At 61.2% G+C, this 24,490-nt stretch carries 22 protein-coding genes; 8 read left to right on the forward strand and 14 right to left on the reverse strand.

Features of this window, described 5'->3' with window-relative positions:
• Window positions 1-9: 9 nt before the first annotated feature.
• Complete coding sequence (locus VGL22_RS09525; protein ID WP_465266676.1) at window positions 10-1,686, reverse strand: trehalase family glycosidase; 1,677 nt, start codon at window positions 1,684-1,686, stop codon at window positions 10-12.
• 288 nt (window positions 1,687-1,974) lie between these two features.
• On the opposite strand from VGL22_RS09525, the gene VGL22_RS09530 reads away from it, so the two are divergent.
• Window positions 1,975-2,691, forward strand: coding sequence for an energy transducer TonB (locus VGL22_RS09530; RefSeq protein WP_465266677.1), 717 nt, complete (start codon window positions 1,975-1,977; stop codon window positions 2,689-2,691).
• Between the two features lie 196 nt (window positions 2,692-2,887).
• Here the strand turns inward: VGL22_RS09530 and VGL22_RS09535 are convergent, their stop codons facing one another.
• Window positions 2,888-5,344, reverse strand: a complete 2,457-nt coding sequence (locus VGL22_RS09535) for an ABC transporter permease (RefSeq protein WP_465266678.1) — start codon at window positions 5,342-5,344, stop codon at window positions 2,888-2,890.
• Between the two features lie 309 nt (window positions 5,345-5,653).
• Here VGL22_RS09535 and dtd point away from each other — a divergent pair, with 309 nt between their 5' ends.
• Entirely contained in the window at window positions 5,654-6,103 is a 450-nt protein-coding gene (gene dtd / locus VGL22_RS09540; protein WP_465266679.1) for a D-aminoacyl-tRNA deacylase, read from the forward strand.
• A gap of 126 nt (window positions 6,104-6,229) precedes the next feature.
• Here the strand turns inward: dtd and VGL22_RS09545 are convergent, their stop codons facing one another.
• The 3 genes from VGL22_RS09545 to VGL22_RS09555 all read right to left on the reverse strand — a co-directional run bounded on the left by VGL22_RS09545 (window position 6,230) and on the right by VGL22_RS09555 (window position 10,268).
• Entirely contained in the window at window positions 6,230-6,730 is a 501-nt protein-coding gene (locus tag VGL22_RS09545; RefSeq protein ID WP_465266680.1) for a bactofilin family protein, read from the reverse strand.
• A gap of 245 nt (window positions 6,731-6,975) precedes the next feature.
• Entirely contained in the window at window positions 6,976-7,503 is a 528-nt protein-coding gene (locus tag VGL22_RS09550) for a bactofilin family protein (protein ID WP_465266681.1), read from the reverse strand.
• Window positions 7,504-7,733: 230 nt separating this feature from the next.
• Window positions 7,734-10,268: a zinc-dependent metalloprotease gene (locus VGL22_RS09555; RefSeq protein WP_465266682.1), complete on the reverse strand. Its 2,535-nt coding sequence runs from the start codon at window positions 10,266-10,268 to the stop codon at window positions 7,734-7,736.
• 192 nt (window positions 10,269-10,460) lie between these two features.
• Here VGL22_RS09555 and VGL22_RS09560 point away from each other — a divergent pair, with 192 nt between their 5' ends.
• Entirely contained in the window at window positions 10,461-10,958 is a 498-nt protein-coding gene (locus VGL22_RS09560) for a phosphatase domain-containing putative toxin (protein ID WP_465266683.1), read from the forward strand.
• Window positions 10,955-11,518: a hypothetical protein gene (locus tag VGL22_RS09565; protein WP_465266684.1), complete on the forward strand. Its 564-nt coding sequence runs from the start codon at window positions 10,955-10,957 to the stop codon at window positions 11,516-11,518. The genes VGL22_RS09560 and VGL22_RS09565 overlap by 4 nt, the downstream gene beginning before the upstream one ends.
• On the opposite strand, the gene VGL22_RS09570 is transcribed toward VGL22_RS09565, so the two are convergent.
• Entirely contained in the window at window positions 11,483-12,697 is a 1,215-nt protein-coding gene (locus tag VGL22_RS09570) for a glycosyltransferase (RefSeq protein WP_465266685.1), read from the reverse strand. The genes VGL22_RS09565 and VGL22_RS09570 overlap by 36 nt on opposite strands.
• Before the next feature lie 38 nt (window positions 12,698-12,735).
• A complete protein-coding gene (locus VGL22_RS09575) occupies window positions 12,736-13,896 on the reverse strand; it encodes a hypothetical protein (RefSeq protein WP_465266686.1) in 1,161 nt (386 codons plus the stop codon).
• Window positions 13,897-14,184: 288 nt separating this feature from the next.
• Between VGL22_RS09575 and VGL22_RS09580 the strand changes: the two genes are divergently transcribed.
• The gene (locus VGL22_RS09580) at window positions 14,185-15,399 is read left to right on the forward strand and encodes a hypothetical protein (RefSeq protein WP_465266687.1); all 1,215 of its coding nucleotides are present in this window, start codon (window positions 14,185-14,187) and stop codon (window positions 15,397-15,399) included.
• 20 nt (window positions 15,400-15,419) lie between these two features.
• Here VGL22_RS09580 and VGL22_RS09585 read toward each other — a convergent pair whose 3' ends face one another.
• Window positions 15,420-16,493, reverse strand: coding sequence for an LOG family protein (locus tag VGL22_RS09585; RefSeq protein ID WP_465266688.1), 1,074 nt, complete (start codon window positions 16,491-16,493; stop codon window positions 15,420-15,422).
• 2 nt (window positions 16,494-16,495) lie between these two features.
• Window positions 16,496-16,873, reverse strand: coding sequence for a hypothetical protein (locus VGL22_RS09590; RefSeq protein WP_465266689.1), 378 nt, complete (start codon window positions 16,871-16,873; stop codon window positions 16,496-16,498).
• A gap of 286 nt (window positions 16,874-17,159) precedes the next feature.
• Here VGL22_RS09590 and VGL22_RS09595 point away from each other — a divergent pair, with 286 nt between their 5' ends.
• The gene (locus tag VGL22_RS09595) at window positions 17,160-17,756 is read left to right on the forward strand and encodes a hypothetical protein (RefSeq protein WP_465266690.1); all 597 of its coding nucleotides are present in this window, start codon (window positions 17,160-17,162) and stop codon (window positions 17,754-17,756) included.
• Between the two features lie 68 nt (window positions 17,757-17,824).
• On the opposite strand, the gene VGL22_RS09600 is transcribed toward VGL22_RS09595, so the two are convergent.
• The 4 genes from VGL22_RS09600 to VGL22_RS09615 all read right to left on the reverse strand — a co-directional run bounded on the left by VGL22_RS09600 (window position 17,825) and on the right by VGL22_RS09615 (window position 19,912).
• A complete protein-coding gene (locus tag VGL22_RS09600; RefSeq protein WP_465266697.1) occupies window positions 17,825-18,406 on the reverse strand; it encodes a DinB family protein in 582 nt (193 codons plus the stop codon).
• The gene (locus tag VGL22_RS09605) at window positions 18,393-18,854 is read right to left on the reverse strand and encodes an SRPBCC family protein (protein ID WP_465266691.1); all 462 of its coding nucleotides are present in this window, start codon (window positions 18,852-18,854) and stop codon (window positions 18,393-18,395) included. Before VGL22_RS09605 ends, VGL22_RS09600 begins: the two co-directional genes overlap by 14 nt.
• Complete coding sequence (locus tag VGL22_RS09610; RefSeq protein WP_465266692.1) at window positions 18,851-19,216, reverse strand: ArsR/SmtB family transcription factor; 366 nt, start codon at window positions 19,214-19,216, stop codon at window positions 18,851-18,853. Before VGL22_RS09610 ends, VGL22_RS09605 begins: the two co-directional genes overlap by 4 nt.
• A gap of 90 nt (window positions 19,217-19,306) precedes the next feature.
• Window positions 19,307-19,912 (reverse strand): outer membrane beta-barrel protein, encoded by a 606-nt coding sequence (locus VGL22_RS09615; protein ID WP_465266693.1) that lies wholly within the window; start codon window positions 19,910-19,912, stop codon window positions 19,307-19,309.
• A 126-nt stretch (window positions 19,913-20,038) separates the two neighbouring features.
• On the opposite strand from VGL22_RS09615, the gene VGL22_RS09620 reads away from it, so the two are divergent.
• On the forward strand, window positions 20,039-21,670 hold the full coding sequence (locus VGL22_RS09620) for an alpha-L-fucosidase (RefSeq protein ID WP_465266694.1): 1,632 nt from the start codon (window positions 20,039-20,041) through the stop codon (window positions 21,668-21,670).
• A gap of 334 nt (window positions 21,671-22,004) precedes the next feature.
• Window positions 22,005-23,516, forward strand: coding sequence for a glycoside hydrolase family 32 protein (locus VGL22_RS09625; protein ID WP_465266695.1), 1,512 nt, complete (start codon window positions 22,005-22,007; stop codon window positions 23,514-23,516).
• A 35-nt stretch (window positions 23,517-23,551) separates the two neighbouring features.
• Here VGL22_RS09625 and VGL22_RS09630 read toward each other — a convergent pair.
• A partial coding sequence (locus VGL22_RS09630; protein ID WP_465266696.1) for an amidase family protein occupies window positions 23,552-24,490 on the reverse strand: 939 nt, incomplete at its 5' end.

The raw sequence follows: 24,490 nt of genomic DNA on the forward strand, positions 1-24,490 counted from the left end.
CCAATTGGGTCATTGCCCCTTGGCGGCAGGAGCATCCGCTGTCTTCTCCATGAGGGACTTCATCTTCAAATACACCGAGTTGGTCCAGCCGAAGCCGATCTGGTTCTGCTTGTAGCCTGTAGCCACCTGCACATCAGCGTTGGCCTGGACGACGTTGTACTTTTCGCGGATGGTTCCCTCCTGCGCAAAGCCGCGATCGACGGTGTGATTGAACTTCTTCGCAATCCGCGCGGCCTCCTCGTGGAACCCGGCCGTCTCAAGGCCCGACACCGAGATCCAGTTGGTGGGAGCCCATCCAAAGGGCTCGTCCCATTGCAGGCCGGTGTTGGTGTTGCTCATGGAGAGGCCGCCCTGGCGCTCAAACAGACCCAGCTTGGCTACAACCTGCCGCGCTTCGCTCTCGGTGGCGACGCCGGCCCACAACGGGTAGAGCGACGAGATATAGGCGTACTGATCAGGCTTCGAGTGCTCAAAATCCCAGTCGGCAAAGACGCCTTCCTTCGGCCACCAGAGATATTTGTGGATTGCCGCGTTCCGCTTCACCGACCTGCGGCCCCATCGCACCGCGTCCTGCGGCTTGTTCATCAGGTTGGCCATGTGCTCCATGTCGCGCTCGTAGCGATAGAGCAGGCTATTGAGGCACACCGGTGCGAAGTGGTGCGTCTCGCCGCTGAAGGGACCGAACCGGTTGCTGGGGTCGAAGCCCGACTCGCGCATGGCGCGATCGCCCAGATAAAAGTCCTTGGTGAGCCGGTATCCGGCGGCCCAGGCGCGCATGCACACCACGCTCGCATCCACGTCGCAGCTGGTCTGCTTCAGTTGCTCCGACTCGGCGGCATTGGGATGCTCTCTGCCTTTGAGGAGGAATGCTTCGCCGCCCGAGTGGGGATGCGCAACAATCCAGCGGATCACGTCCGGGTAATAGCTGTTGTCGTCGGCCATCTCCGGGACCGGGCCCTTGCCGTAGTCGAAGTAGCGGGCCAACCCAGTGGCGCCGGCCAGGTGCTCGGGACGCGTCCAGGTGGAGTAGTCCTTCTCCGCGAGCATGTAGGCCTGCTCCAGCCACAGGCGGGCATCGGCACGGCCTTGCGGAGTCCGCGGGAAGCTGGCGGGATTGTCATAGACGGCGAGGATCATGGACGTGAGAAACGGCGGCTGCGAACGGGTCAGGTAGTAAGTGCGGTTGGCGTTGAGGACGCCGCCGTAGTTCTGAATCTCGAACAGAAAATTGTCGACCATGTTTTTGGCAAGGGCCTCGCGATGATCGGCCTCGAGTCCCAGGAGGATGAAGAAGCTATCCCAGCCGTACATCTCGTTGAAGCGGCCGCCGGGCACCACGTAAGGCTCCGGCAGATAGAGCAGCCCCGCGTCGGGGAGTGCCTTCGGGTCCAGGTCGCCGAGTTTCTGGATCGGCTTGGGAAGCGAGAGAACGCGCACGTGGCACTTCTCGGTCAGTTCGCGCACCGGCGAGGGCATGGGCAAGCCGGCAGGCAAATAGAGGATGGGATTGCTTGTGACTTTGATATCGACTAACGAGTGGCAGTCGGTCATCGAGCGTGTCAGCGTATCCCACGCGCCATGGATGTATTGCAGAGTGGCTTCAGGGTTGGGACCCTGCGCTCGATCCTGGGCGCCTGCGATGTGGATTGCGACTACAGCGAAAACAAACAATCGAAGCAGCTTCATTTCTAACCCCGCCAGGTTGTTCCCGGTCATCGACCGGAGTTTACAGTACGCAGAATACCGTCCGCCGCACATTTCTTCTTTGCTCTGGGAACAGTTTCACGGGAGGCGGTGTCTACACAAGCACAGTGGTACCGAACGGGATGTGCGGAGTGAAGCCTCGGAGGACTAAACGCCGACGAGGCGGGTGAGGTCCGTTCGCCGCGCGTGATTGCGCAGCGACCGGCAGGGACCCTCGCGCGCCGAAAAACGGCTCTGCCTCCCGCGCGGCGACCTTGAAGGAGGCAGGCCATGTTTGAAGATTCCACCTTTGAATCGGCACACCGCATTCGCACCCGCAGCCGCGGCTGGAGTCTGGCGGCATTCGTCTTCAACGGAGCCATTCTGGCGGCGCTTATTGCGATTCCGCTGATCTATCCTGAGGCGCTGCCGCAGCAGATGATGAGTCTACTGCTGGTGGTGCCGCCGCCTCCGCCGGCTGCGAGCCATCCAGTGCAGCAACAGCAGAGGGCTGAAACCTTCCATGGGACGCACGAGTTCGCGGACATGCGACTGACGGTGCCCCAGCGAATTCCAGGCGCCATTAACAATCACATCGAGGAGAGCGCACCGGGCAATGGGGAGACTCTTTCGATGGGCGACGGCGGCACTGTGATTGGCGCCGATCCATTCGGGAAATCCATCTACAAACCGCCCGTGGTTGTGCGCCAGGAGCCGCGCGGCCTGTACACGATTTCCCGCGGCGTGGCTGAGGGCATGCTGATCAACCGCGTTGTTCCGCATTATCCACCCATCGCGTTGGCATCGCGCACGCAAGGGGCGGTGGTGCTGCAGGCCGTGATTTCAAAGGCAGGAGCCATTGAGAATCTGCGCGTGGTCAGCGGCTCTCCGATGTTGCAGCAGGCGGCGCTCGAGGCTGTCAGGCAGTGGCGCTACCGCCCTTACCTGCTGAACGGCGAACCTGTGGAAGTGGAGACCACCATCCATGTGGTCTTCAATCTGAACTAGTGATTGCAGGGTTGGCGGCACGGCTGAGCGAGACCGTGCCCGCCGCCTTCGCCATGGGAGGCCACACGCTCCCTGGCGAGGTTCGATCGGCGCCGCAGGTCGGCTGAGCCGGAGAGGCGAGCACCCCTCCTCTGGAGAGTCGTTTCTTCGGCGCTGCTTAGATTGGTCAACACGGATTCCGGCATTTGCCGGCGTGTCATTCGTAGCGAAGCGCGATGACTGGATTCACAGAAGTAGCACGTCTAGCCGGGATGGCGCAGGCCAACAGAGTGACCAGCAGGAGCGCGCTTGAGGCAGCAAGCATGAGGATTGGATCGCGCGAGCTCGCCTGACTCTCCGGCGACCAGTGCGCCATGACCCTGCTGAGGGCAACGCTTAGAACGAGTCCGACGCCTGCTCCCACTCCGACGCTGCCGACCATCGACAGGAAAACCAGCTTGAGGACGTGGGAACGCGGAGCCCCGAGCGCCAGACGAATCCCAAGCTCGTTGGTGCGCTGCGCCACGGTATAGGAGACAACGCTGTACAGGCCGACGGCGGCAAGCGCGAGGGCGAGTGCGGCGAAACCGCCAAACAGCCACGCGACGAGATGGCCACGGGCCCACTCAGGTGTTTCCTGAATCCAGTGCTCAAGATCGCGCACCCTGGAGTTGGTCTGCTGCGCGTGGTCGATGGAGTTGATTTTGACCTGAATGGCATGAAGCAGCCCCATGGGTGCGGCCTGGGACTTGACGAGGATCTGAGTGTACATGGTGGTGAGGAACGGATAAGGCACGAAGAGTTCCGGCGCGACAGGTTTGGCGAGCCCGTCGTCGAGTTTGTCTCCCACCACGCCGATGATTAGAACCGGGCCTGTGGCCGCAGGTGAAAGCAGCAGGAAGGGAGGCCTGGCGACCGATGCAAGCTCGGGAACCTTGATGGAGTGGCCGATGGCATCTCCGCTGGGGAAGAAGCGCCGTGCCAGTGCCTGGTTAATCACGCCTATAGCCATCCCCTGGTGATTTTCATCGGCGTTCCAAAGACGGCCCTGCAGAAGCGGAACGCTGAGGACGCGAAAGTACTCGGGGCTGACCAGGTTGAAGCGCACTTCCCGATCATGACTGGAGGGCTGGCCTAAGATTTCAAAATGCGTGCGGAATCCGTTATCGGGCGGTGTTGCATTGGAAGACATCGCGGCCGCAGAAACGCCGGGCACGCTGCGGACCCCGTCAATCAGTTTTTCGAAGTAGCTGGCACGCTCGGCCCAGGTGCCATAGGTACCTTGATGAATGGGAATGCCCACCGACATGACGTTGTGCGGATCGTAACCGAGCGGTGTCTGGGAGAGGCGGACGAATCCTTCGATGGCCGCACCGGCACCGGCGAGAAGCAGCAGGGTAAGGGCGATCTGGCCGGAGATGAGGGCGCCGTGGAGACGTTGCCGGCCTGCCGCGGCAGTCGTCTTTCGAGAACTCGCCTGCATGGCTTTGGCGATGTCGGGGCGGGAGAGCTCAATCGCCGGCCACAGCCCGAACAGGATGCCGGTGGCCATAGCAAGAGAGATGCTGAAGACCAGCACTGGAATGTTCAGATGGATGGCTGCTTCGTGGGGGAAGGAGAATTCCGGCAGGTTGGCTACGATCATCCCGATCAGCTTCCAGGCCAGCAGCACGCCGAGCGCGGCGCCGGTGAGCGACAGGAGGAGAGCCTCTGTCAGCAGTTGGCGAACCAGACGGCGGCGGCTGGCGCCAATTGCGGCGCGGACTCCAAACTCGCTGCGACGGCCGGTGGCGCGTGCCAGGAGGAGAATCGAGACGTTCCCGCAACCGATCAGGAGCAGCAGCGCGACGGAGCCAAACATCAGGTACAACGTACCGCCGATGTCGTGCATGAAGTCGTCGTTCAGGCCGATGACCGTGAACTTCATTTTTTCATCCGGGAAGTGCTTCGGAGTTTCCTGGCGGAACTGATCGATGAGAGGCGCCAGCGCGGCGTTCGCCTGATCGTGCGTCACCCCAGGCTGGAGACGCAGCCCGACGTAGTAGCCGGGGACCGTTTCCTGGGTAATCTTTTTGGGCAGGTAGACGTCGGAGTCGTCCCAGGTAAAGCGGGGGGCAGCGATGCCTATCACGGTGTAAGTGTGGTCGATGAGACGAATGGTTTTGCCGATGACCGAGGTGTCGCCATTGAAGTGGCGCATCCAGAACTTGTAGCTCATCTCCGCGACCGGCTGCGGATCCTGGCCATCGATTGCATCGGAGGGCTGGAGATTTCTTCCCACATAGGAAGGCACGCCCATGAAGCTGAACGTATTGGAGCTGACGTAATCGGCTTCCACATCTTCAGGAACGTCGGTTCCGGTGATGGTGAGGCTCCAGGTCCCGTCGGTAAGGAAGGCATCCTCCACCACGGGGGACTGACGGATGCGCTGCCACTGTCCTCCTGTCAATCCGAAGCCGCGATTGGAGCCATCGGGCTTGAGCAGCCGCATGTGCACCATCCGATCCGGATTGGCGTAGGGATAAGGGTCGACAACGATGGCGTAAACCACGCTGAACACGGCTGTGGTCGCTCCAATGCCCAGTGCCAGCGAACACACGGCAGTAAGTGCAAAGCCCGGCGTTTTAGCCATCTGACGAAGACAGTAGCGCAGGTCCTGAAGGACAGTTCGCATCAATTGCCGCCTTTGGATGGTGATTCTTTGGGATTCCGGTAAGTGCGGTGCGAAGGATGGGGGCCCGGTGACTGCCGGTCACCGCAGGGACAACTGCACCACGCAGTTTCCTGCGATCACTCAACTACGAGAACATTCGTACTTATGCACGCCGGCTGCCAGCAGCAAAACCGCTAAGTTGCACATTCGCGGGGACGGTGTTGGACGGCGGGAAATGGGAAGATGTTCAATCCTGATTGTCACTGTCCGAAACCGGACAGACATGGAGCCGGCACGCCTGTTTCGAAACCTGATGCTAGGCTGGGACGCATGCGTGCCGTCATACAGCGTGTCTCGAGAGCTTCTGTCACTGTGGATGAAAAGGTTATTGGCGAAATCGGGCCGGGCCTACTGGTGCTGCTGGGTGTTGCCACCACGGACGCCGAAGCGGATGCCGACTATCTGGCTGATAAGATCGCGGGGCTGCGCATCTTTGAGGACCAGGACGGCAAGATGAATCGGAGCGTGGGGGAGGCCGGCGGGGCGGTACTTGCCGTCTCGCAATTCACGTTGTATGGCGATGTCCGGCGCGGCAAGCGGCCTTCGTTCGATAACGCGGCCCGCCCGGAGCGTGCCCGCGAGCTATACGAGTATTTCGTGGCCCAGATCCGCCACCGTGGTCTGCACTGCGAGACGGGCCAGTTCCAGGCCATGATGTCCGTGGCCCTGGTCAATCAGGGGCCGGTGACGGTGCTGCTGGACAGCGCGAAAGTGTTTTAGCTCAGGAAGTTTGTCGCGCCGCGCGGGCTGCGCGATGTGGCTGCGCAAAGGAGGCTGAAAGCAAACAAGCCCCGCTCCCGGTCTTACGGGTGAGCGAGGCTTGCAGTACTCAGTTTTCGGCGATGCTTAGGAGTGAACCGGCTTGGCTGCTTCGCCGGCGGGAGCGGCCGCGGGCTGGTTCTTGGCATCGGGTTTGCGAATGTCGATGCCGCCCTTGAAGAACGCACCGTCTTCAATGCTGATGCGGGCCGCCGCCACGTCTCCGGTGAGGGCGCCTTCGGCGCGAATATCCACGCGATCGGTCGCCGTAACATTGCCGCGGACCTTGCCGAGCACAACCACTTCGCGAGCGGTGATGCTGGCGGCCACATGGCCATTACGGCCCACCGTGACGCGATTGCCGTTCAGGTTGACGCTGCCCTCAACCTTGCCGTCGATGAACAGCGATTCAGACCCGGAGATCTCGCCTTTGATAAACAGACCTTTGCTGATGGTGGCCTGGTCACCTGCAGTCGCGGAGCCGCCAGCGCGGCCGGCTGTTTCCATTGCCGCTGAAGGGGGGGCCGGACGCACCGGCTCTTGGGGAGTGTTAGACACGGGGGGCTCGGGTTGGCTTGGTTTCCACATACGATTCAGACAATTCCTTTCCTGGCCGCTCGGGGGATTAACGTACAAGCAGGGCGATAGAACGACACGCGGCTGTCACCATTCTAAATAGCCGTCTCCTCACATACCTGCGGCTTTTCTGGATTCGCCCGGAGCAAGGCTGGCAAAACTGCAATGGAATGATTCTCGCACATGGGGCTGTGGAGCGGGGCAGCCTGGCGGGCCTTCGATCCCCTGGGCCATTTCTCGTCACCTGCACTCGAAGCCTAGACGTGGACGGGGTCCGCCGGCTCAATTTCCTGCGGAATGTCAGGAGTCTGGACGGCGACCGGCGCATCGTCCCGCCGGATGTCGATGCCCCCACGAAAGTACGCGCCATCCTCAATGCTTACCCGAGCCGTGCTCACGTCCCCGGCGAGCGTCGCATGGGCGCGCAGATCGACACGGTCACTGGCGACAATGCTGCCGGTCACCGATCCCATGATGACGATTTCGCGGGCGGTGATGCAGGGTCCTGGATGGTCTTTCGCGGCGACTACGTTTCCATCGTGACCGATGGTGACGCGCTCGCCGGGGATGTGAATCGTTCCCTCCACTGTGCCGTCCACATGGAGCGGATCAGTGCCGGTAATGTCTCCACGGACGACGATGCCCTTCGCGATGGTCGCCTGGTCAACCCTGGCTCGAATCGCGTTCGGCCGGACATCCGCGGTCTGTAAGGGGGTGGGGACTCGCACAGGTTCAGTGGGAACAAACGGCTGACTGGAGACGCTCTCTGATTTCTGCTTCCACATGGGTCTTTCCTTTCGGGACTATCGCAGAACGTGCTCACACCAGATGAATCGCCCGCTCCAGAATGAGCTTGGGGGCTGCATGGAATCTGCGGGCCTCGGCGCGAACTCAGAGCGGAAATCTCGCCAGTGAAGCTGGATGGATTCTCGCACAGCCGGACTTTTGCCGCACCTCGTTCGATACGAACGCGACGAGGTCCTTTGCGGCGATGTTCCACATTGAACCCCGTTCCTCAATACTCGTCCCCATCTTCTCCAATGGGCTGGCCCGGCGGGGTGGGGAGCTCCAAAGGGAGAGCGAATTTGGAGGGATCCTGCCGGAAGCGGTCGATCTCAGCGATAGCGGCTGAACGGTGAGCAGCCCCCTCCGCCGAGCTGCCCGACTCACTGTCCTTGAGCCAGCGGTCCAGTTTGTCGATCTCCGCCATCGCGAGCGCACGCGCTTCAGGCGATGCGGCGCCGCTTGCCCCGCTGCCGCCGATGCGGATGCCTGCGGGGAATGCCGCGCCCGCGGCCTGGCCTGCGCCACCGCCGGAGGCCGCCAGGCGGATCAGGTGATCGAGAACGATGTCCTCCACCGTGAACTGCGTTTGGGCCTCAAGCCCGGATTTGCGAGGCGCCTGCCAGGTGGCCTGAACAATGGAGTCAAGCACCTCCTGCAGGGACGGCTGTTGCTCCTGGCGCGCATGATGCTCCACCAGGCGCGAGGCGCGCTCCGGATTGAACAGCAGCGAACATGCGAGCGAGGCGGCCGCTTCCACTGGCCCCTCGGCATCGAACGTCAGCCCGGTGCGGGCGCCAAACGATTCGCGCGTGCGCGGATAGCCCGGCGGGCGGGGAGGAAATATCTTCAGCAGTGGCTCAGGCAGTGTCAGGTTCTCCGGCGAGAGCGTCTCCAGCACCGCCTTGAGCGCCTCACGCTGCTGGTCCGCGGGAAGGAACCCCGTGACCATGCCGCCATCGCCGCGCATCGCGTAGCGATAGTCCAATCCACCAACCCACTTGGAAGCGGCCTCCGTCTGATAGCGATGCAGCAGGTAGAGGGGAACGAACGTGTCTTCAAGCTGCGCCATGGGTGTGCCGGTGCGGATGGCGTTCTCACTGAAGCGGGCCAGCGCTGCTTTGCGAACCGCGAGAATGCGCCTAAGTTCGGCAGGAGGATAAGAGCCGTTGTCCCAAAGGTGCGCATAGGGGTGTCCGCCGCCGAGGGGGCGTGCATCTTCATCGGTCATGTAGCGCAGGCCGTTGGCTTCGGCATCCCGCAACATCTTGTCGAGAGCGGCATGCTGGTCCGTCTCCGCAGGGAACTGCGCGTAGCCATACTTGATGGCCGCCTTGTCCCATGCGCCAATCCCAACGGCGTACGCATGCGACAGATCCGGCCGGCCATTGGCGTCGACCGTGATCCACGGATGCGGATAGTCCATCACCGACGTGCTCTGCGCGATGGACGATGCCGCGAAATTGTGCATCAGGCCCAGCGTGTGCCCTACCTCATGCGCGGCCAGCTGGCGCGTGCGGGCCAGCACCATCGCTTCCATGTCTTTGGGGATGGGTTTGCCTTCAGCGTAAGGGGACAGCAGGGCCTCGGCAATCATGTAGTCCTGGCGCGCGCGTCCGCTGCCGAGCGTCACCTGCCCCTTGATGATTTCGCCGGTGCGCGGATCGACCACGCTCTCGCCGTAGCTCCAGCCGCGCGTGTAGCGATGCACCCACTGAATCATGTTGTAGCGAACATCCATGGGGTCGGCGCCTTCCGGCAGCACTTCCACTTTGAATGCGTTCTTGAACCCGGCTGCTTCAAAGGCCTGCGCCCACCAGTTTGCGCCTTCGACGAGCGCTGAGCGGATGGGCTCCGGCGCGCCCCGATCCACGTAGTAGATGATGGGCTTCACCGGCTCGCTCACTGCGGCGTTCGGATCTTTCTTCTCGAGCCGATGGCGGGCGATGAAACGCTGATCGAGCGGCTCTCCAAGCGGCGCGGAGTAATCGCGATAGTCCACGCCGAAGTAGCCTGCGCGCGGATCGAAGCGCCGCGGCCTGTAGCCGGGCTCGGGGAGTTCAACCATCGAAGTGTGCTCGCGCACCGTGACCGCATGCGGATCGGGTGTGACGTCGGCAACGTACTCGCCCTTCGGTGTGCCCTCAGATGCGAAGGTCAGCAGGGCCTCAACCTCAGTGTTGTTCGGGAAGTCTTTCGTGTTGTCGAGCGCGATGGCGCTGCGCGTTGCGTCCACTTTGTATGCGCCCTGGCCCGTGGCTTGCAGAGTCTCCGCCACGCCGTGCGGGTCGCGCAGAAAAAAGCTGGTCGCATCGACCAGGACGCGCCCGTTCTCCTCCGCCTCAATCGAGAATCCCCAAAGGACGGACTCGGCAAACGATTGCGTCACCGCCATGCGTTCGTCTGGATCTTTTGCCGACGAGCGGTACGCCAGGTTCGGCTCGATCAGCAACACCTTGCCACCCACGCGTGAGAAGTGCGCCACGCGGCGGCGGCCCAGTTGTCCACGATCGAGGCCGATGTCATTGGAACCGATGCCATACGGAAGCTGGTCGAGCAGCAGGAAGTCCTGATCGAAGCGCGGAATCTCCAGGTAGAGCTTGCCGGCTTTTGCATCCCAGTCGAGCGGGAAGTAGCCGTCTTTGTGCTCCATGCCCGCGATCTTTTGAGTGAGCGTCTGCGTTGAGTCCGCCGCGCGCGCGTGGATGGCGCCGAGTGCGAAGGTGGAAACGGCAGCGGCAAACAGCACGGGGGCGAATCGGCTCATCAAAGACCTCGTGGGGACGGCAAGGGTAAACTTTCAGTAGCACTTGATAGGTATATACAAGATGCGGCCGCGCAAACTGAAGCATCCGTTTCATTTTTGAGAAACATCTTCATCAACTGCCTGCAGCATTGGCTGGCATCAGAGCTGTAAATTGCACCGCATCCGTTGAGTTATTTTCAGGAGTCTGGGTACGTGAACGAAATCTTCTGGATTAAAGGGAAAGCTGGGGAAGCCGCTCCGCATCTCGCGATTGTGCTCCGCCCGCGTGGAAATAATTGTCTTGAAGACGACCTCCGAGGTTTGCGTCAGGGCGGCATTCAAACGATTGTGTCTCTGCTTGAACCGGATGAAGCAGAGTGGGTTGGTTTGAAAGATGAGCAGGGCACAGCGATGCGAGCGGGGCTGAGTTTTCTCTCTTATCCCATTCCAGATGCGCAGGTGCCCGAAGATGTCCTTTCCTTTCGGCAGTTCATCAACGGCATTGCGGATCGGGTTGCAGCCAGAGAAACCGTGGGCGTGCACTGCCGTGGCTGCATTGGCCGCGCGACCGTCACCGCCGCGTGCTCGCTCATTCATCTTGGTTGGAATCCGGCTACTGCCCTCGCGGCTATCCAGCGTGCTCGCGGCGTGAGCGTGCCAGACACGCCCGAGCAGAAGGCGTGGATCCTGGCCTACAAGGCGCAGCCGTGACTGCGGAGATTAACCTTCCCTTCCCTCATGCCTGGAAGGCGGAGATCCTGCCCGCACGCCCTCTCATCCTGCCACCGCGGCATTATGTGTATCCGCGCGAAGTGGAGGAGATTGAACGCGGCGCGCTTGAAGTGCTGGTGCGGCCCGCGGCGGAAGGAGCGCGGCCCTTCCTCGCCACTTGTGCTCTGGGCTTCCGCGACCCCATCGTGCCGAGCGGCATCTGGTCCACTCCGAGCCAGCAGGAACTCTGCGCAGTGTCGGGCGGCTATGCCTACATGATCGACACCACCGCACCGGAGTGCTTCACGATGATTCCCTATCGTCCCGTGTTGCAGGTGCTTCCCGCTGTCGACGCCGGATTGCTGCTGTTCATCGCGAGCCGCACCATCCTGGCCTGGGGCCGCAACGGCCAGTGCTGGGAGTCTCCCAAGTTGTCCGATGAAGGCGTGACCGTGCACGCGCTCGAAGGGGGCACGCTTCACGGGCTTGGCTGGAACATGATGAGCGATAAAGAAAGCGCCTTCTCACTCGACCTGCGAAACGGCACCCTGGTCGCATAGACTCGCGGCACGCCGGCCATGGGGCAGAACGCCCTCGTATCCCCGGTACACGCCCTCGAACACGGCATCCCAGCTCGCCGTTTCCGCATGAGTTCGCGCCGCTTGCCGCATCGCGTTATGCTTCGCCGGATTGGAGAGCAGTTCCGCGATGGCCGCGGCGAAAGAACCGTCGGCCACTACGCGTCCCGTCAGGCCGTCGCGCACGATGGATTTCGGTCCGCCATCCGGAGTGACAATCGCCGGAACTCCACTGGCGAGCGCTTCGAGCACCACATTTCCAAATGTGTCGGTGTGCGAGGGAAACACGAACAGATCCATGTTGGCGTAAGCCCGCGCGAGCGCCTCGCCGCGCAGCACGCCCGTGAACTTCGCCCCGGGCAGACGTTGGCGCAGCCACGTCTCCTCCATGCCATGCCCCACGATCATGAAACGAAAATCGCCCACGCCGGCCTTCTCGAGTTGTTCCTGCACTGTGGCGAGAAGCGCTACGTTTTTCTCTACGGAGAGCCTGCCCACAAATCCCAGCACCCGCGGCCGTTCGTCCTCCGGGCGGGTGCGCCTTTGGGGATGAAAAAGCTCAGCATCCACTCCGCGTGGCATGAGGAGGCAGGGTTTTGCAGCGTGCCGGGCCAGCAACGCGCATAGGTCCTGATTGGGCGCGAAGAGCACATCCGCGGAGGCATAAAACTTTGTCACCATCGCGAACGACATCTCTTCGATCTTTTGCCCCGCGGCTTCAGCCTGCCAGCGCGGCAACAGGTGCAGGAGCCACTCCGAGCGCCGTGCCGCATACTCGTGCAGATTGGTATGCCAGCTTGCTGCCAGCGGCAGATCGAGCGCAAGAGCAAGCCCGGCGCCCACCACGCCAACGTCGCTCGGCCCCGTGACGTGGATCAAGTCCGGCTGGAAACGCGCCAGCACATTTTCAATCTGCGGAATGTGACGAAGGAAAGCGGGATCGAGTCGCAAGTCCTTCTCGAGTGCGAAGGAGAATATTCCCCGAGGCAGTTCCAGGGTCCACACGCTGCCATCCTGCAACAACTCCGGCTCCCGATCGCCCGCGCGGATGCAGAGGAACGGCAGGCCGTGTCTTCGTGCGAACTCCTCGAAGTTGCGGCTGGTGTGTGCAACACCATTGACTTCATGGAACGAATCAGGAAAATACGCCACCCGCGGCATGTGTCTCTCTCGTCGGGTGAACATTGTGTTGTTGTCGATCAGCCTTCTTGCTCGCCGAGTGCCATGCGCAGTTCGCGGGAGTCGTTCCACGCCATGCGCAGCCCGCTCGAAACCGGCCTGCTGCCCATCAACAGCACCATCGCCATCATCCAGCGAATTGCACGGGGAGCTTCACCGCTGGGCCAGATCTCGCTCAGCGGGCGGGTGGCGCCGCCTGCATCAGGGTGATACACGCGCTCATCCCACGTGCGCGATCCCTGCGGGAACTCCGGATAGGTGCGCACCGCATCCAGCGTTGACTGCAGCAGGCGGTGTTTCCACGGCTGCGCATATTGCGGCATGAACAGAATGTTGCTGCGCTTCTCTCTCCGCACTTCATGCGTAAACTCCGTAAAGCTTGTCGCATTCGTCAGATTGACGTTTGCGTTTGGCTCCACGCCGTGTCTGTCCCCGCCGGAGATCAGCAGCATGTTCCATTTCTCTGCCAACGATCGCACCGCACGGTTTTCTTCCCATGGCCTTAACCCGTTGAGTTCCAGCGCATGCAGGTAGTTGCCGTTCTTCAGGAGGAACTCGTTCACCAGAAACTCGTGCTTCTTACTTCCTATCAGGAACAGATCCCACATGGGGTGATTGAAGACCACCAGCACGTTGGGCTCCTCGTTGAGCGCCACCAGGATCTCCGTGAGCCGCTGATCGCTGGGTCGCCGGGTATATGCAGCCAGGGTCTGCATCCAGTGCTGCGCGCGCGCACTGGGCAGATTGTGAATGCCGAGATGAAAGTCCTGCACGCCGCTATAGGGAGCGCTCCACTCCACCGAAACGGGAATCTGCCGCGCGCTCGGCACGGTGCGCAGCAGCATAGGGGCGTTGATATTGTCGTGATCGCTAATCGATACCATCGACTGCAGGTCGAGATCCTCGATCTGCTTGCTCTCGAGATTGAATGCAAGCTTAGGGGTCATCGGCGGAGTCCAGTAACTCGCCGCGTAATCTATGCGCACTCCATGAAACTTCTGCGAGCGATTCTCCAGCCGCGCGAGCAATGGCCGGATCAGCGGATACTGGTTCCCCAGGTTAGCAAGAAAGTCGAGCGTCTCATGCGACTGGTTGGTGTGACTATGCAGAGAAACGCCGGTGCGAAAGCCACGGGCTGCGTTCTTGTCGCGCCACAGATACGAGACGGTTGAGTTGGGCATGGCTGCTCCTCATTCCGCTTGCCTGTTCGATTTACTTACAACCAAGTATTTCCGGCAGCCGTCAATGCACGGTTAATGCACCACGAACAGGCGTTCAATTGAGCGCAGGAACCTGAAACATCAACAGGTTGGAGTGCGCGCCAAAATACGTTGCGATCGGTCCGCGGAACAGCGCATAATGGCGACCGCGATCGATCACATCGCCAATCCCCAGGCGAGACCGTTACTGCTGCTTCCGCTTCGACCTTTCCCGATCTGTGCCCAGCCCAGACCGAATGAGGAGATACTATGCACCCGTTACGAATGGCTCTGTGTGTCTCAGTGCTGAGCACCGCTGCTTACGCGCAATTCAACCCCACCTTTCATGTGGACTGCTCACATGGAGAATCCCTTCAAACTGCCGTCACGTTCGCTTTGCCCGGCAGCACTATCGTTGTGAAAGGAAACTGCATTGGACCGGTGTTGATCATCACTCCGGGCCTCACCCTGGACGGCCGCGGTACGGCGGCAATCCTTGGCGCGGGGCGCGATGCCGTCACAATCAATGGCGCACCGCGGGTCACGCTCAGTGGACTCTCCGTACGCAGCGGGAACAACGGCGTGGTTGCGCAGAATGGCTCCGGCGTCACATTGCGCAGTGTCAGCGTAAGTGGCAACGCATTCAGCGGGATTCTGGTGCGGGCAAACTCCGCCGCAACCCTGAACGGCGGCAGCAGTTCAGGCAACGGGCTGTACGGGGTGGACGCTGAATCCACCTCGTCGCTGAACATTGTGGGCGCGTTCGCCAGCACCGGGAACGCAGTTTTCGGGCTTCAGGTTAACAACGGCTCCAGCCTTAATTTGGCCGCCGGCAACCTTACCGCGACCGGCAACGTTGTGGGCGTGCAAGTCGGCACGAATTCGGCGGGATTTCTCGATGGCGCTTCCAGCATCAACGCCTCAAACAACTTTGCAATCGGACTGACCATGGTATCTGGAGCGCACATGGTGGACTTCGGCGGGGCCATCACCGCCAGCGGAAATGGCTTGCAAGGTATTGCGCTTGATTCAAAATCCGGGCTCGATCTGGACGCAGGAGCACAGGTCCAGGCGAATGGAAACGGAGGAGACGGAGTTCACCTTGAAGCGCTATCGGTCATGACGATCTTCAATACGCCGCAGTTCTCGGGATCGTCGAGCACCACCACGCTCCGCGCGCAGGGAAACCAGGCTAACGGCGTCAATCTGCTGGCCAATTCCGCCATTTTCGATACCAACTATGCAGCCCTGCAGGTATCCGGGAACAGCGGCGCCGGCATCGCCCTGGACGACGGCAGTGCAATCAACTTCGCGCAGACGGTTCCGGTCAGCGGAGTGCAGACAAATGTCACAGGCAATCACCCCGACCTGAGGATCACTTTCGCCTCGCGTGCCACCACTCTCTCAAATGACACGGTAGGCACGGCGAACTGCGACGCCACATCTCTCGTGAGAGGAACGCTCGCAATCACTTGTCCGCACTGAGATGGAAAAAGATGAGGGCGCTATCGGCGCGTTCTGGCGACTTCAGGAGGGAGGTATTCTTCAATGCTCACGCCGGGCAGCAATTCCGGCTCGGTGCTGATCTCCGGACGGCGGCCGCCGGCCGCCTCCGGAGTCAGGTAGTTCTCAGTCAGCCCATGTTTGAGTATCTCGAACGCTTGCTCTGGCGTGTCGGCAAACTGGAACAGATCGATGTCTTTGGGTGAGATGGCTCCCGTGTCGACGAGCGCCTGCAGGTTGAAGATCTTCTTCCAATACTCGGATCCGTAAACCACCACGGTGATCTTCTTTGCAAGCTTCTCAGTCTGCGCCAATGTAAGGATCTCGAACATCTCGTCGAGGGTTCCGAATCCGCCCGGGAAAACCACCAGCGCCTTGGACAGATACGCAAACCACAGCTTGCGCATGAAAAAGTAGTGGAACTCGAAGTTGAGCGATGGAGTGACATACGGATTGGGCGTCTGTTCAAACGGCAGCCGAATGTTGAGTCCGATCGTCTTGCCGCCTGCTTCATACGCGCCGCGATTGGCGGCTTCCATAATGCCCGGCCCACCGCCCGAGGTAACCACAAACCGATGGCGGCGCGACGGAATGGCCTTGGACCATTGCGTCAGCAGAAACGCGAGACGCCGCGCATCTTCGTAGTAGCGCGCCATCTCCACCGCTGCAACGGCCCGCTTGCGCTGCAGGTCTGTAGCTTTACCGTCGCGAATATCCGGAATGCTGGCCGGCTGCTCTTCGCTCGGCGCCGGCCTGGTCGCGCCGGTGTTATCGAGCAGTTCAAGCTCGTGGTCGGCTTCTTCTTTGCCGCGAAAACGCGCCGACCCGAAGAACACCACAGTGTCCTGAATCTGCTCGCGCCGGAATCGCGCCAGCGGTTCAGTATATTCCGCCAGAATGCGAATGAGGCGCCCATCGGCGCTGTTCAAGAAAGTTGAATTTTCATAGGCCAGCGGTGCGCGATCCAGCGGCGGCGGCGCGCTGCCCGAGGGCAGCTTCGCTTCCGTCGCAGGCTCAGGTTCCGCGGCCTGCTCGGTCCGGCTGCTGTGAGCCGGCTCCTGCTGAGTCACTTCCATGTCTATCCGTCCCGATGTCGAATCGCATCACGAAATGCGATCCAGAGATTCAACAACCCCAGACCCGATATGATGCCGCGCACGGCACCATTGGCCGCATAAGCGCCGACGCTGGGGAATTGGACGAAGATCGGATTCTGATCCCAGAACGCGCGAAACCAGGGCGCAAGACACACAGCCAGACCGATGTAAAGACGCAGCAGGACCCGCAGGAACAGCTCCGCCCGTTCCAGCCAGCGGGGAATCCGTTGCGAGCCATGTTTATGTGCGGTTGAAGAGGCCGGTGTATCCGCTAAGACCCGCGGCGCGGGGTTTGACTCGGTCCCAGCCTGGGCGGCCGGGTTCGCGGGGATGGGCGTCAATTCCGGCTCCTCAGACATTCAATCGCTTGCCCGGATGGTCGCCAAACCTCAGCGCTGCCAAGCATATACTCCCTTTGACGCACCCGCCGGCCATTGCGTTTGGCGCCTCCGCCAAGCCATGCCCGACAACCCTTTTGAGGACTGGCGCAGCAACGGGCTTAGTCCCACGGTAACACAGCGCACAGAACGCGAATGTCCTCCGAAAAGACAGACAGCACCAACGCTTGAATACGAGAAAGACACGGCGTATCGTGGTGACGTCGACGCTTCTTGCCGTGTCAAAAGAAGCAGAAGGAGTGGGGCCATGAACGTCAGGTCAACGCTGCTCGCAGGCTTGCTGGTTGCGCCTTCCCTGCTCATCGGACAGCAATCGGCCGGGTCCTTCGGAGTGGCAGGCATGGAGTCCTCGACCTCCGCAGATTCCCGGTCCGGCACCGTGTTCATCACCGTTCCCGGAGGACAGGCGTGCCCGGTCGGTCTGCAGGCCAAACAGGGGAGCGCAACTGATCTGGTGAAGGTGCGGAAAGGGCCCGATGCGGATACAGGCAATCCGCCCAAGCCCGGCCAGCTCATTCAACTGATCCTCACAAATCCCGTTGACAAGTCCTCCGCGTTGAAGATCGTCGGGGCGACGGTAACAGCACGCGGCCTCTCGGCTCGCGGACGCATCGAGAACGCCTCCGGCTCGCGTTCGGCGGATATTCGCCGAACGCTGAATGTGACCTTTACCTCGGCGCCGGAGGGTGGTCTCGCGACCGAGTTGGTGCTGCCCGGCTTCACGGCGGTAAAGTCCATCAAGATTGAAGCGCTTGAATACGCTGACGGATCCACCCGCGACCTCGCCGGGCAGAAGCTGTGCATTGTCCAGCCCGCTCCGCTGATGCTCATCGCCGGCCGCTAAACCAGCTACGCAAGCCAAGGAAAGAGCCTGAGCGATTGGCGCTCAGGCTCATTCGGAGACGGCACGGCTTACACCGCCGCCGGCTCCTGCTGATGCATGCCTGCGGGCATCTCATCCGCGCTCGGCCCCCAGCTTGACGGTACGGGAATGTCGAGAAGCCGCAGGTACACGCTGAACTGCCCACGGTGCTGATACCAGTGGCTCAGCATCACGTCGCGCAGAAACATTGCGCGCGGCATGGCGAGCACTTCGCTGCCACCGGCCTGCATACGCCAGATCTCTTCCATGTTGGCATCGTCAGAGCCCGACAATATATTTCGCACCGTTTCGATGCTCCCGTCGAGTGTCTTCAGCACTTCATCCAGACTGGCCGGCTGGTGAAAGTTGAAGTCTGGGGCCTGGGCAGGATTGCTCTGCACAAACTGCGCCACACCGCCAGGCACTGAGGCAAGGTGAAACGCAAGCTGCCCCGCCGTCATTGATTTTGCATGCGGCTTCCAGCTCAGCTTCTCTTCCGGCAGCCGCTCAAGAAACCGGCGCGTCACCGGCGCCTGCATTTCGAATTCAGAAAGTAACGTTTTTGCGATGGGAATGATGACCCTCCTGTTTGGTGGAAGTAGATGGGGGAGTTCCTTGTTAGCGAGAGGAATGAGCTCGCTCGGCGCGCTGCCGTGCCTGCTCGTGGATGTGGTTCCAGCCTGTCGTTACGCCCTTCTTGTGCTCCTCCTGAATGAGGCCGAATGCGGAATGACGGAAGCTGATCAGGGTGCCGCCATCCTTTTGGGCGAGCCGGTACTGCACGTTGTTGATGGCCGGATAGGACATGAACAGCGGGCCGGACAACTCCAGCAGGGTGGGCTGCCTGATGGCCTGTACGGTGGCCCAGAAATGGCCGTTGTCGCCGCCCAGGTCGCGATACCAGCGGCCGCCTGGCCGAAGCTCGAGCTTCATCGGCATAGGCGTGCCGTCAGGGTGCTCGTTCGCCGTCGACAACTGTTCAAGCAGCGCTGCGAAGGTGGTTTCAAGCGGCGCATTCACGTGAATTTCCTGCGTGATGTTCAGCGTCAGGTCTTCGATTGCCGGTGCTGTTGCGATCATTCTTTCTCCTTGTGTATTGTGGATTTTTTCTGGTCCGGTTGAGCCATCTGCTCGGCCCTCTGCTTGACGCGCAGGAGCTGACTGCTCCAGTAGCGCTCAAAGGTCGAAGCCCACTCGTGCAGGGGGCGGATGCCGTCGGCGCGCGTCTGGTAAAGCTTGTGCCGGCCGTTGCGCCGCATCCGCACAAGGCCCACTTCATGCAGCACGCGCAGATGTTTCGAGACGGACGGCTGATCGAGCCGTATGGCCTGCACGATTTCCGTCACAGGCCGTTCGCGGTCGAGCAGGAGAATGAGAATCTGCCGGCGCCGCGGTTCGGCTACGGCATTGAATACGTCCGAAGTGGTTGCGGCTCTCGCCATGAAGAGACGATAACATTCCTATATGGGAATATGTCAACGCCTTTTTTTGGGCTGGACGCCATCCATAGCGCCCAGCCCGAAAAGTTTTGACTAAAGCCGGATGAAGATGCCGACCATCGGTTGAGCTGTGTGGGTAAACTTGTCGGCGGACGTAAAGAGATCCGTCACGTCCGGTGGCTTATAGAGATTGCCGCGATATTGGAAACGCAACCCGAAGTGCGGAATGACCGTAACGTCCAGCCCCGCTCCGTAGACATAAACCACCTGAGAGCCTGTTTTGGTGCTGACCTGCGGATCGGAGCCCTGGGGAACGTTGAACAACCCTCCAATGCCGAGTACCCCAAAGGGCCGGAGGTTCAGCACGTGAACCGACGGAACCCAGTCGACGGTGACCTGATGGGCGTCGGCTTTGATTGTGCCGAAGGTGACATCGCCACAGGATGTTGGGCATACATAGTGCCGATTGGCGCGATTGTAAGAGTAGGTTCCCTCGAATCCGAGGATAGGGTTTGCGATGTGGCGTAATTCGAAAATGCCGCCGGCGGTGGCGGCGGGACTCTGCGTGATTCCATTCTCATCGACTGTTCCGGAGAACGCGCCGTAGAGGCTCAGACCAACATCGGTCTGCGCCGAAGCGCAGGCGCTTCCAACGACTGCAACAACCGCGAAGATTGCGGAAGTGAGTTTCACACCCATATTGACCTCCCGAGTTTGATCCGGTTGCAGGCAACCGATCAATCTACCTATTCTCCGTTGGACTTAGAACTTGCGAACCTGTAAACCTTTGCAGAGATCGACCTGTCAATTTACGATTGCCCGGACATGAAAAAGCTGCTTTTCTGCCTGCCTCTGCTCGCGCTTGCTGCGAGCCCGTTAGTACCCGCGCAATCCTCAAGCACGCCAACTGATCCACTTGCTCCCACCCTGGGGGTCAAGTCTGCCGCCGCGATCGATCGCGAGTGGCAGCGGTCCGTATCGAAGTATGATGCAGAACGCAGCCGTCTGCTCAAAGAAGCCGATCGCCAGGCAAACGACGGCCCCTATCGCCCCGACTGGGCCACCCTCATGAAGTACCAACAGCCGCAGTGGTACAAGGACGCCAAATTCGGCATCTTCATTCACTGGGGCGTCTACGCGGTGCCTGCCGCCGAAAACGAGTGGTATCCGCGCAATATGTACCAGACCAAAGAAGGCGCGTATAAAGACTTCCGCAATCGCTTTGCGAAAGGCGATGAGTCGAAGGGCTACAAGGACTTCATCCCGCTCCTCAAAGCGGAGAAGTTCGATGCCACGGCCTGGGCTAAGCTCTTCAAGGAATCGGGCGCGCAGTATGTGATTCCCGTAGCCGAGCACCACGATGGCTTTTCCATGTATGACTCCGGCCTTTCCGACTGGACCGTAGTCAAGATGGGTCCGAAGCGTGACACGCTGGGTGAGTTATCAAAAGCGATTCGTGCGGAAGGCCTGCACTTCGGCCTCAGTTCCCATCGCGCCGAGCACAACTTTTTCTATGATGGCGGGCGCACCATGCGCTCTGACGTGAACGATCCCAAATACGCCTCGTTTTACGGCCCAGCCCACCAGTGGTTTCCTCCGGCCGGAGACGGCCACGATCTGGTTAACGACTGGACCTATGTGAGCCGGGCATGGACCGAGGACTGGCTGGCCCGCGACACTGAACTCATAGAAAAGTACAAGCCGGAAGTCGTCTACTTCGACTGGTGGATCGGTCAACCCGTGTTTCGTAACGCGGTGGGGGAGTTTGCTGCCTTTTACTACAACTACGCTGCCGCCCACGGCTACACGGGCGTGATCGACTTCAAGGACTACTCGCTCAACTGGAAGGCAGGCGTGCGCGACTTCGAGCGCGGCCAGCAGGATCACATCATCCCCGATCACTGGCAGACGGACACGTCGATTTCGAACGCAAGCTGGGGATACCTTGAGCACGACACCTTCAAGTCGCCGGAATTCCTCGTGCACCAGCTCGTGGACATCGTGAGCAAAAACGGCAACCTGCTGCTCAACTTCGGCCCGCGCGCGGACGGCACCATCCCCGATGAAGTGCAGAACACGCTGCGCGAAATGGGCGCATGGCTCAAGGTGAACGGCGACGCGATCTACTCAACAACGCCGTGGAAGACGTACGGGGAGGGCCCCACGAAGATCGTGGCCGGCGCGTTCCACGACACCGACACGAAGCCATACACGGCGCAGGATTTCCGTTTCACGGCAAAGGGCAATGCCGTCTACGCCATTGGCATGGCGTGCCCCAGCGATGGCAAGGGCACGATTCACGCAATGGGCAGTTCGGTCCTGCCGGTGGGGAATGTCGAGCTGCTGGGCTCTTCGGACAAGGTGGCCTGGAACCAGACTGCCGACGCGCTGGAGGTGACGCTGCCTTCGGGCGCAAGCTGCAAATACGCCTACACGTTGAAGCTCATGGCAAGATAATCCGCGTCTGTGCAGCGCCTCAATCGCGATCCGGACGACCGGATCGCGATTGCTTTTGCGGCACGAATCAGCTCAGGGTTTAGGCGCGGCGGCTGCGGGAGCGGCGCATGCGCGGCCTGCCGCCGCCGACATGAGAAGAACGACGAAGACGTGACACGCAGAAACGTCGCGGCACCGCCTTTGCAGACACCGTGCAGAGAACTTATTCATGGACATGGCCTTTCCTGCCGGATTCTAGCACCGCATTGCGCGGGTATAACCAGCGCGCCGCGTGCTATTCTCCCCGCATGAACGCGCTGTCTTCTTCAGCATCGGCGGCAAGGCGCAGCGGCTTATGAGCACGCGGCGAGGGTTTATTGCCGGGCTTGCCGGAGCATCCACTGTGGCGGTGTGGCCGCGTGCGTTGCGGGCAATGATGGAGGCTGACGCCGCCGCGATTGCTCACGATTTGAATCGGCCTGCGTGCCATCTGCTGCCGCCCCACAACTGGATGAACGACCCCAACGGGCCGATTTTCTGGAAGGGGAAGTATCACCTCTTCTACCAGGTCAATCCGCACGCCGCGGTTTGGGGCGACATGCATTGGGGCCACGCCGTCAGCACCGACATGGTGCACTGGAAGCATCAGCCGATTGCGATGGCGCCCACCCCCGGCGGCGCGGATAGCGAAGGCTGCTTCTCCGGTTCGGCGGTGGTGTTCAACGGCAAGCCCACCTTCATTTACACCGGCGTGCAGAACGCGCCGCGCGAGCAGGTTACCATCCGCGATGGCGGTGACAAGCTGCGCGAGACGCAGATGATTGCCGTAGCGGAAGACGACGATCTCCTCCACTGGAAGAAGGATGAGCAGCCCATCATCCCGCTTCCTCCGCCGGGCGTCCAGGTGACGGGGTTTCGCGATCCCTGCCCGTGGAAGGAAGCCGATGCCTGGTATCTCGGCGTGGGCTCAGGGGAGCGTGGCAAGGGAGGCTGCGTGCTGCTCTACCGCTCGCACGACCTGCGCCAGTGGGAGTATCTGCACAAGATGGTGGAAGGCAAGCCTAACGGCAAGCAGGCGACGAATCCCTGCGACTCCGGCGAGATGTGGGAGTGCCCGGACTTCTTCCCCCTGGGCGACAAACACTGCCTCATTTACTCCACTGAGAACAAGGTGCTGTGGACCACGGGCCACTACGACGCGCAGGCACACACCTACACGCCTGAGCGCAACGGCGTGCTGGATCACGGCGCTGCGTACTACGCGCCCAAGAGCTTCGCCGCGCCCGGCAGCCGGCGCATTCTGTGGGGATGGTTGCGCGAGACGCGCCCCGAGGCGGAATTCTCCGCGGCCGGCTGGTCCGGCTGCATGTCGGTTCCGCGTGTGCTCACGCTGGGCGCGCAGGGCCAGCTTGAGATGCATCCGGCTAAAGAAGTGGAGAGCCTGCGCGGTCCCGCCGAGAGCGTGAAGGTGAGCGAGAGCACGCCGTTCCGCCGCAAGCTGGACGACCTGCAGCGCGAGTTGTCGTTGCACCTGAGTCTGCTCACCGATACGGTGCTCACCATCCGGCTGATCTCGAATGGACCGGCAGCCTGGGAGCTCACCCTCGATGTCCCGGCAAAGCAGGTTCGCTGCGGCGACATCGCATTTCCCTTCCCCGCGCTCCCATGGCCGCATCCGGATCTGCGCATGCTTCTCGATGGCTCGGTCATCGAGTCCTTCATCGGGGAGCGGGAAGCACTCACCAGCCGCGTCTACGGCCTGAAGCCGGGCGAAACCCAGCTTGAGGTGAGCATGAAAGGTAAAGGATCTATCGGAATGCAGACATGGCCTTTGCGCGCCATATCACCCGACAAGCTGACAAGTTGAGCGCACGCGTCTGACTCCGCCAGTTCCGCTGGCTTTCAGCCCAGCTTCGGATGCTGCTTGTGAAAGTCTGTGGCATGCTGATACGCCTTGCCGAAGGCCGCAAGCTTCGCATCGTGATAAAGGCCGGCGAGGAACGTGATCGACACCGGCGTACCGGGGCCGCCGATGTTGTCGTCATTGCCGTCGTCTTCCTTAGGCGGATGCGGCGCGTCCGATCCGCGGAAGCCGTTCGGCACGATGAGCGCTGGATGCCCGGTGAGGTTGGTGACGACCAGTTGCGTGCTCTCCGTCGGCGCCACAATGATGTCGACCTTCTCGAACAGCGCCGCAACCTGCTGCACGGCGAGCGTACGGGCCCGTGCCGCCTGGATGTATTCGACGGCGGGAAAAAAGCGCGCCGTGCGGAAGGAGTTGGGCCAGTCTTCCGGCCCCTGCTCGGTGAGCAGCTTGTCCCGGCCACTCAGGGTGAGCTGGTCAAACGCGGCCGCCGCCTCGCATTCCAGCATCGTCACCATCGCGCCATAAGGCAGCCTGGGCAGCTCCACAGGAATGAGGTTGACTCCCATGCTCTTCAACTTGTCCAGCGCGGCCACGGCGAACTTGTGGTCGTAAGCTGTGCGTGTACTCCGCGCCTGCATATACGCATTGCGATCTTCGCGCTTCTTCTTGTCTTCTGCCGATTCCGTCGCCGGCGCCTGCTCTGGTTTGAACGGCTTTGGATCGTCAAAATCATTCTTGAGATAGCCCACCCGCAGCGAGCGCCAGTCGAGGCCGGGGTCCCACAAGAAACCCGCGTAGGGGGAGACCGACGTATCTTTCCCATCCCCGCCCCAGATCGCGCCCAACACCAGGGCGCAGTCCTCAGCCGTGCGGCATATCGGCCCCAGCTTATCCATCGTCCAACTCAGCGCCATGGCGCCGGTGCGCGGAACGAGACCAAAGCTCGGCCGAAGCCCCGAGTCGCCGCAGCGCGT

Source organism: Occallatibacter sp., from assembly GCF_036502485.1.
GTDB lineage: Bacteria > Acidobacteriota > Terriglobia > Terriglobales > Acidobacteriaceae > Telmatobacter.

Bases quoted from the DNA above. Each gene is read 5' to 3' on its own strand.
- VGL22_RS09525 (WP_465266676.1), bottom strand. From the start codon at position 1,686: ATGAAGCTGCTTCGATTGTTTGTTTTCGCTGTAGTCGCAATCCACATC.
- VGL22_RS09610 (WP_465266692.1), bottom strand. From the start codon at position 19,216: ATGGCGAGAGCCGCAACCACTTCGGACGTATTCAATGCCGTAGCCGAA.
- VGL22_RS09545 (WP_465266680.1), bottom strand. From the start codon at position 6,730: ATGTGGAAACCAAGCCAACCCGAGCCCCCCGTGTCTAACACTCCCCAA.
- VGL22_RS09570 (WP_465266685.1), bottom strand. From the start codon at position 12,697: ATGCCGCGGGTGGCGTATTTTCCTGATTCGTTCCATGAAGTCAATGGT.
- VGL22_RS09580 (WP_465266687.1), top strand. From the start codon at position 14,185: ATGCACCCGTTACGAATGGCTCTGTGTGTCTCAGTGCTGAGCACCGCT.
- dtd (WP_465266679.1), top strand. From the start codon at position 5,654: ATGCGTGCCGTCATACAGCGTGTCTCGAGAGCTTCTGTCACTGTGGAT.
- VGL22_RS09530 (WP_465266677.1), top strand. From the start codon at position 1,975: ATGTTTGAAGATTCCACCTTTGAATCGGCACACCGCATTCGCACCCGC.
- VGL22_RS09625 (WP_465266695.1), top strand. From the start codon at position 22,005: ATGAGCACGCGGCGAGGGTTTATTGCCGGGCTTGCCGGAGCATCCACT.
- VGL22_RS09535 (WP_465266678.1), bottom strand. From the start codon at position 5,344: ATGCGAACTGTCCTTCAGGACCTGCGCTACTGTCTTCGTCAGATGGCT.
- VGL22_RS09555 (WP_465266682.1), bottom strand. From the start codon at position 10,268: ATGAGCCGATTCGCCCCCGTGCTGTTTGCCGCTGCCGTTTCCACCTTC.
- VGL22_RS09585 (WP_465266688.1), bottom strand. From the start codon at position 16,493: ATGGAAGTGACTCAGCAGGAGCCGGCTCACAGCAGCCGGACCGAGCAG.
- VGL22_RS09590 (WP_465266689.1), bottom strand. From the start codon at position 16,873: ATGTCTGAGGAGCCGGAATTGACGCCCATCCCCGCGAACCCGGCCGCC.
- VGL22_RS09620 (WP_465266694.1), top strand. From the start codon at position 20,039: ATGAAAAAGCTGCTTTTCTGCCTGCCTCTGCTCGCGCTTGCTGCGAGC.
- VGL22_RS09595 (WP_465266690.1), top strand. From the start codon at position 17,160: ATGAACGTCAGGTCAACGCTGCTCGCAGGCTTGCTGGTTGCGCCTTCC.
- VGL22_RS09615 (WP_465266693.1), bottom strand. From the start codon at position 19,912: ATGGGTGTGAAACTCACTTCCGCAATCTTCGCGGTTGTTGCAGTCGTT.
- VGL22_RS09575 (WP_465266686.1), bottom strand. From the start codon at position 13,896: ATGCCCAACTCAACCGTCTCGTATCTGTGGCGCGACAAGAACGCAGCC.
- VGL22_RS09605 (WP_465266691.1), bottom strand. From the start codon at position 18,854: ATGATCGCAACAGCACCGGCAATCGAAGACCTGACGCTGAACATCACG.
- VGL22_RS09550 (WP_465266681.1), bottom strand. From the start codon at position 7,503: ATGTGGAAGCAGAAATCAGAGAGCGTCTCCAGTCAGCCGTTTGTTCCC.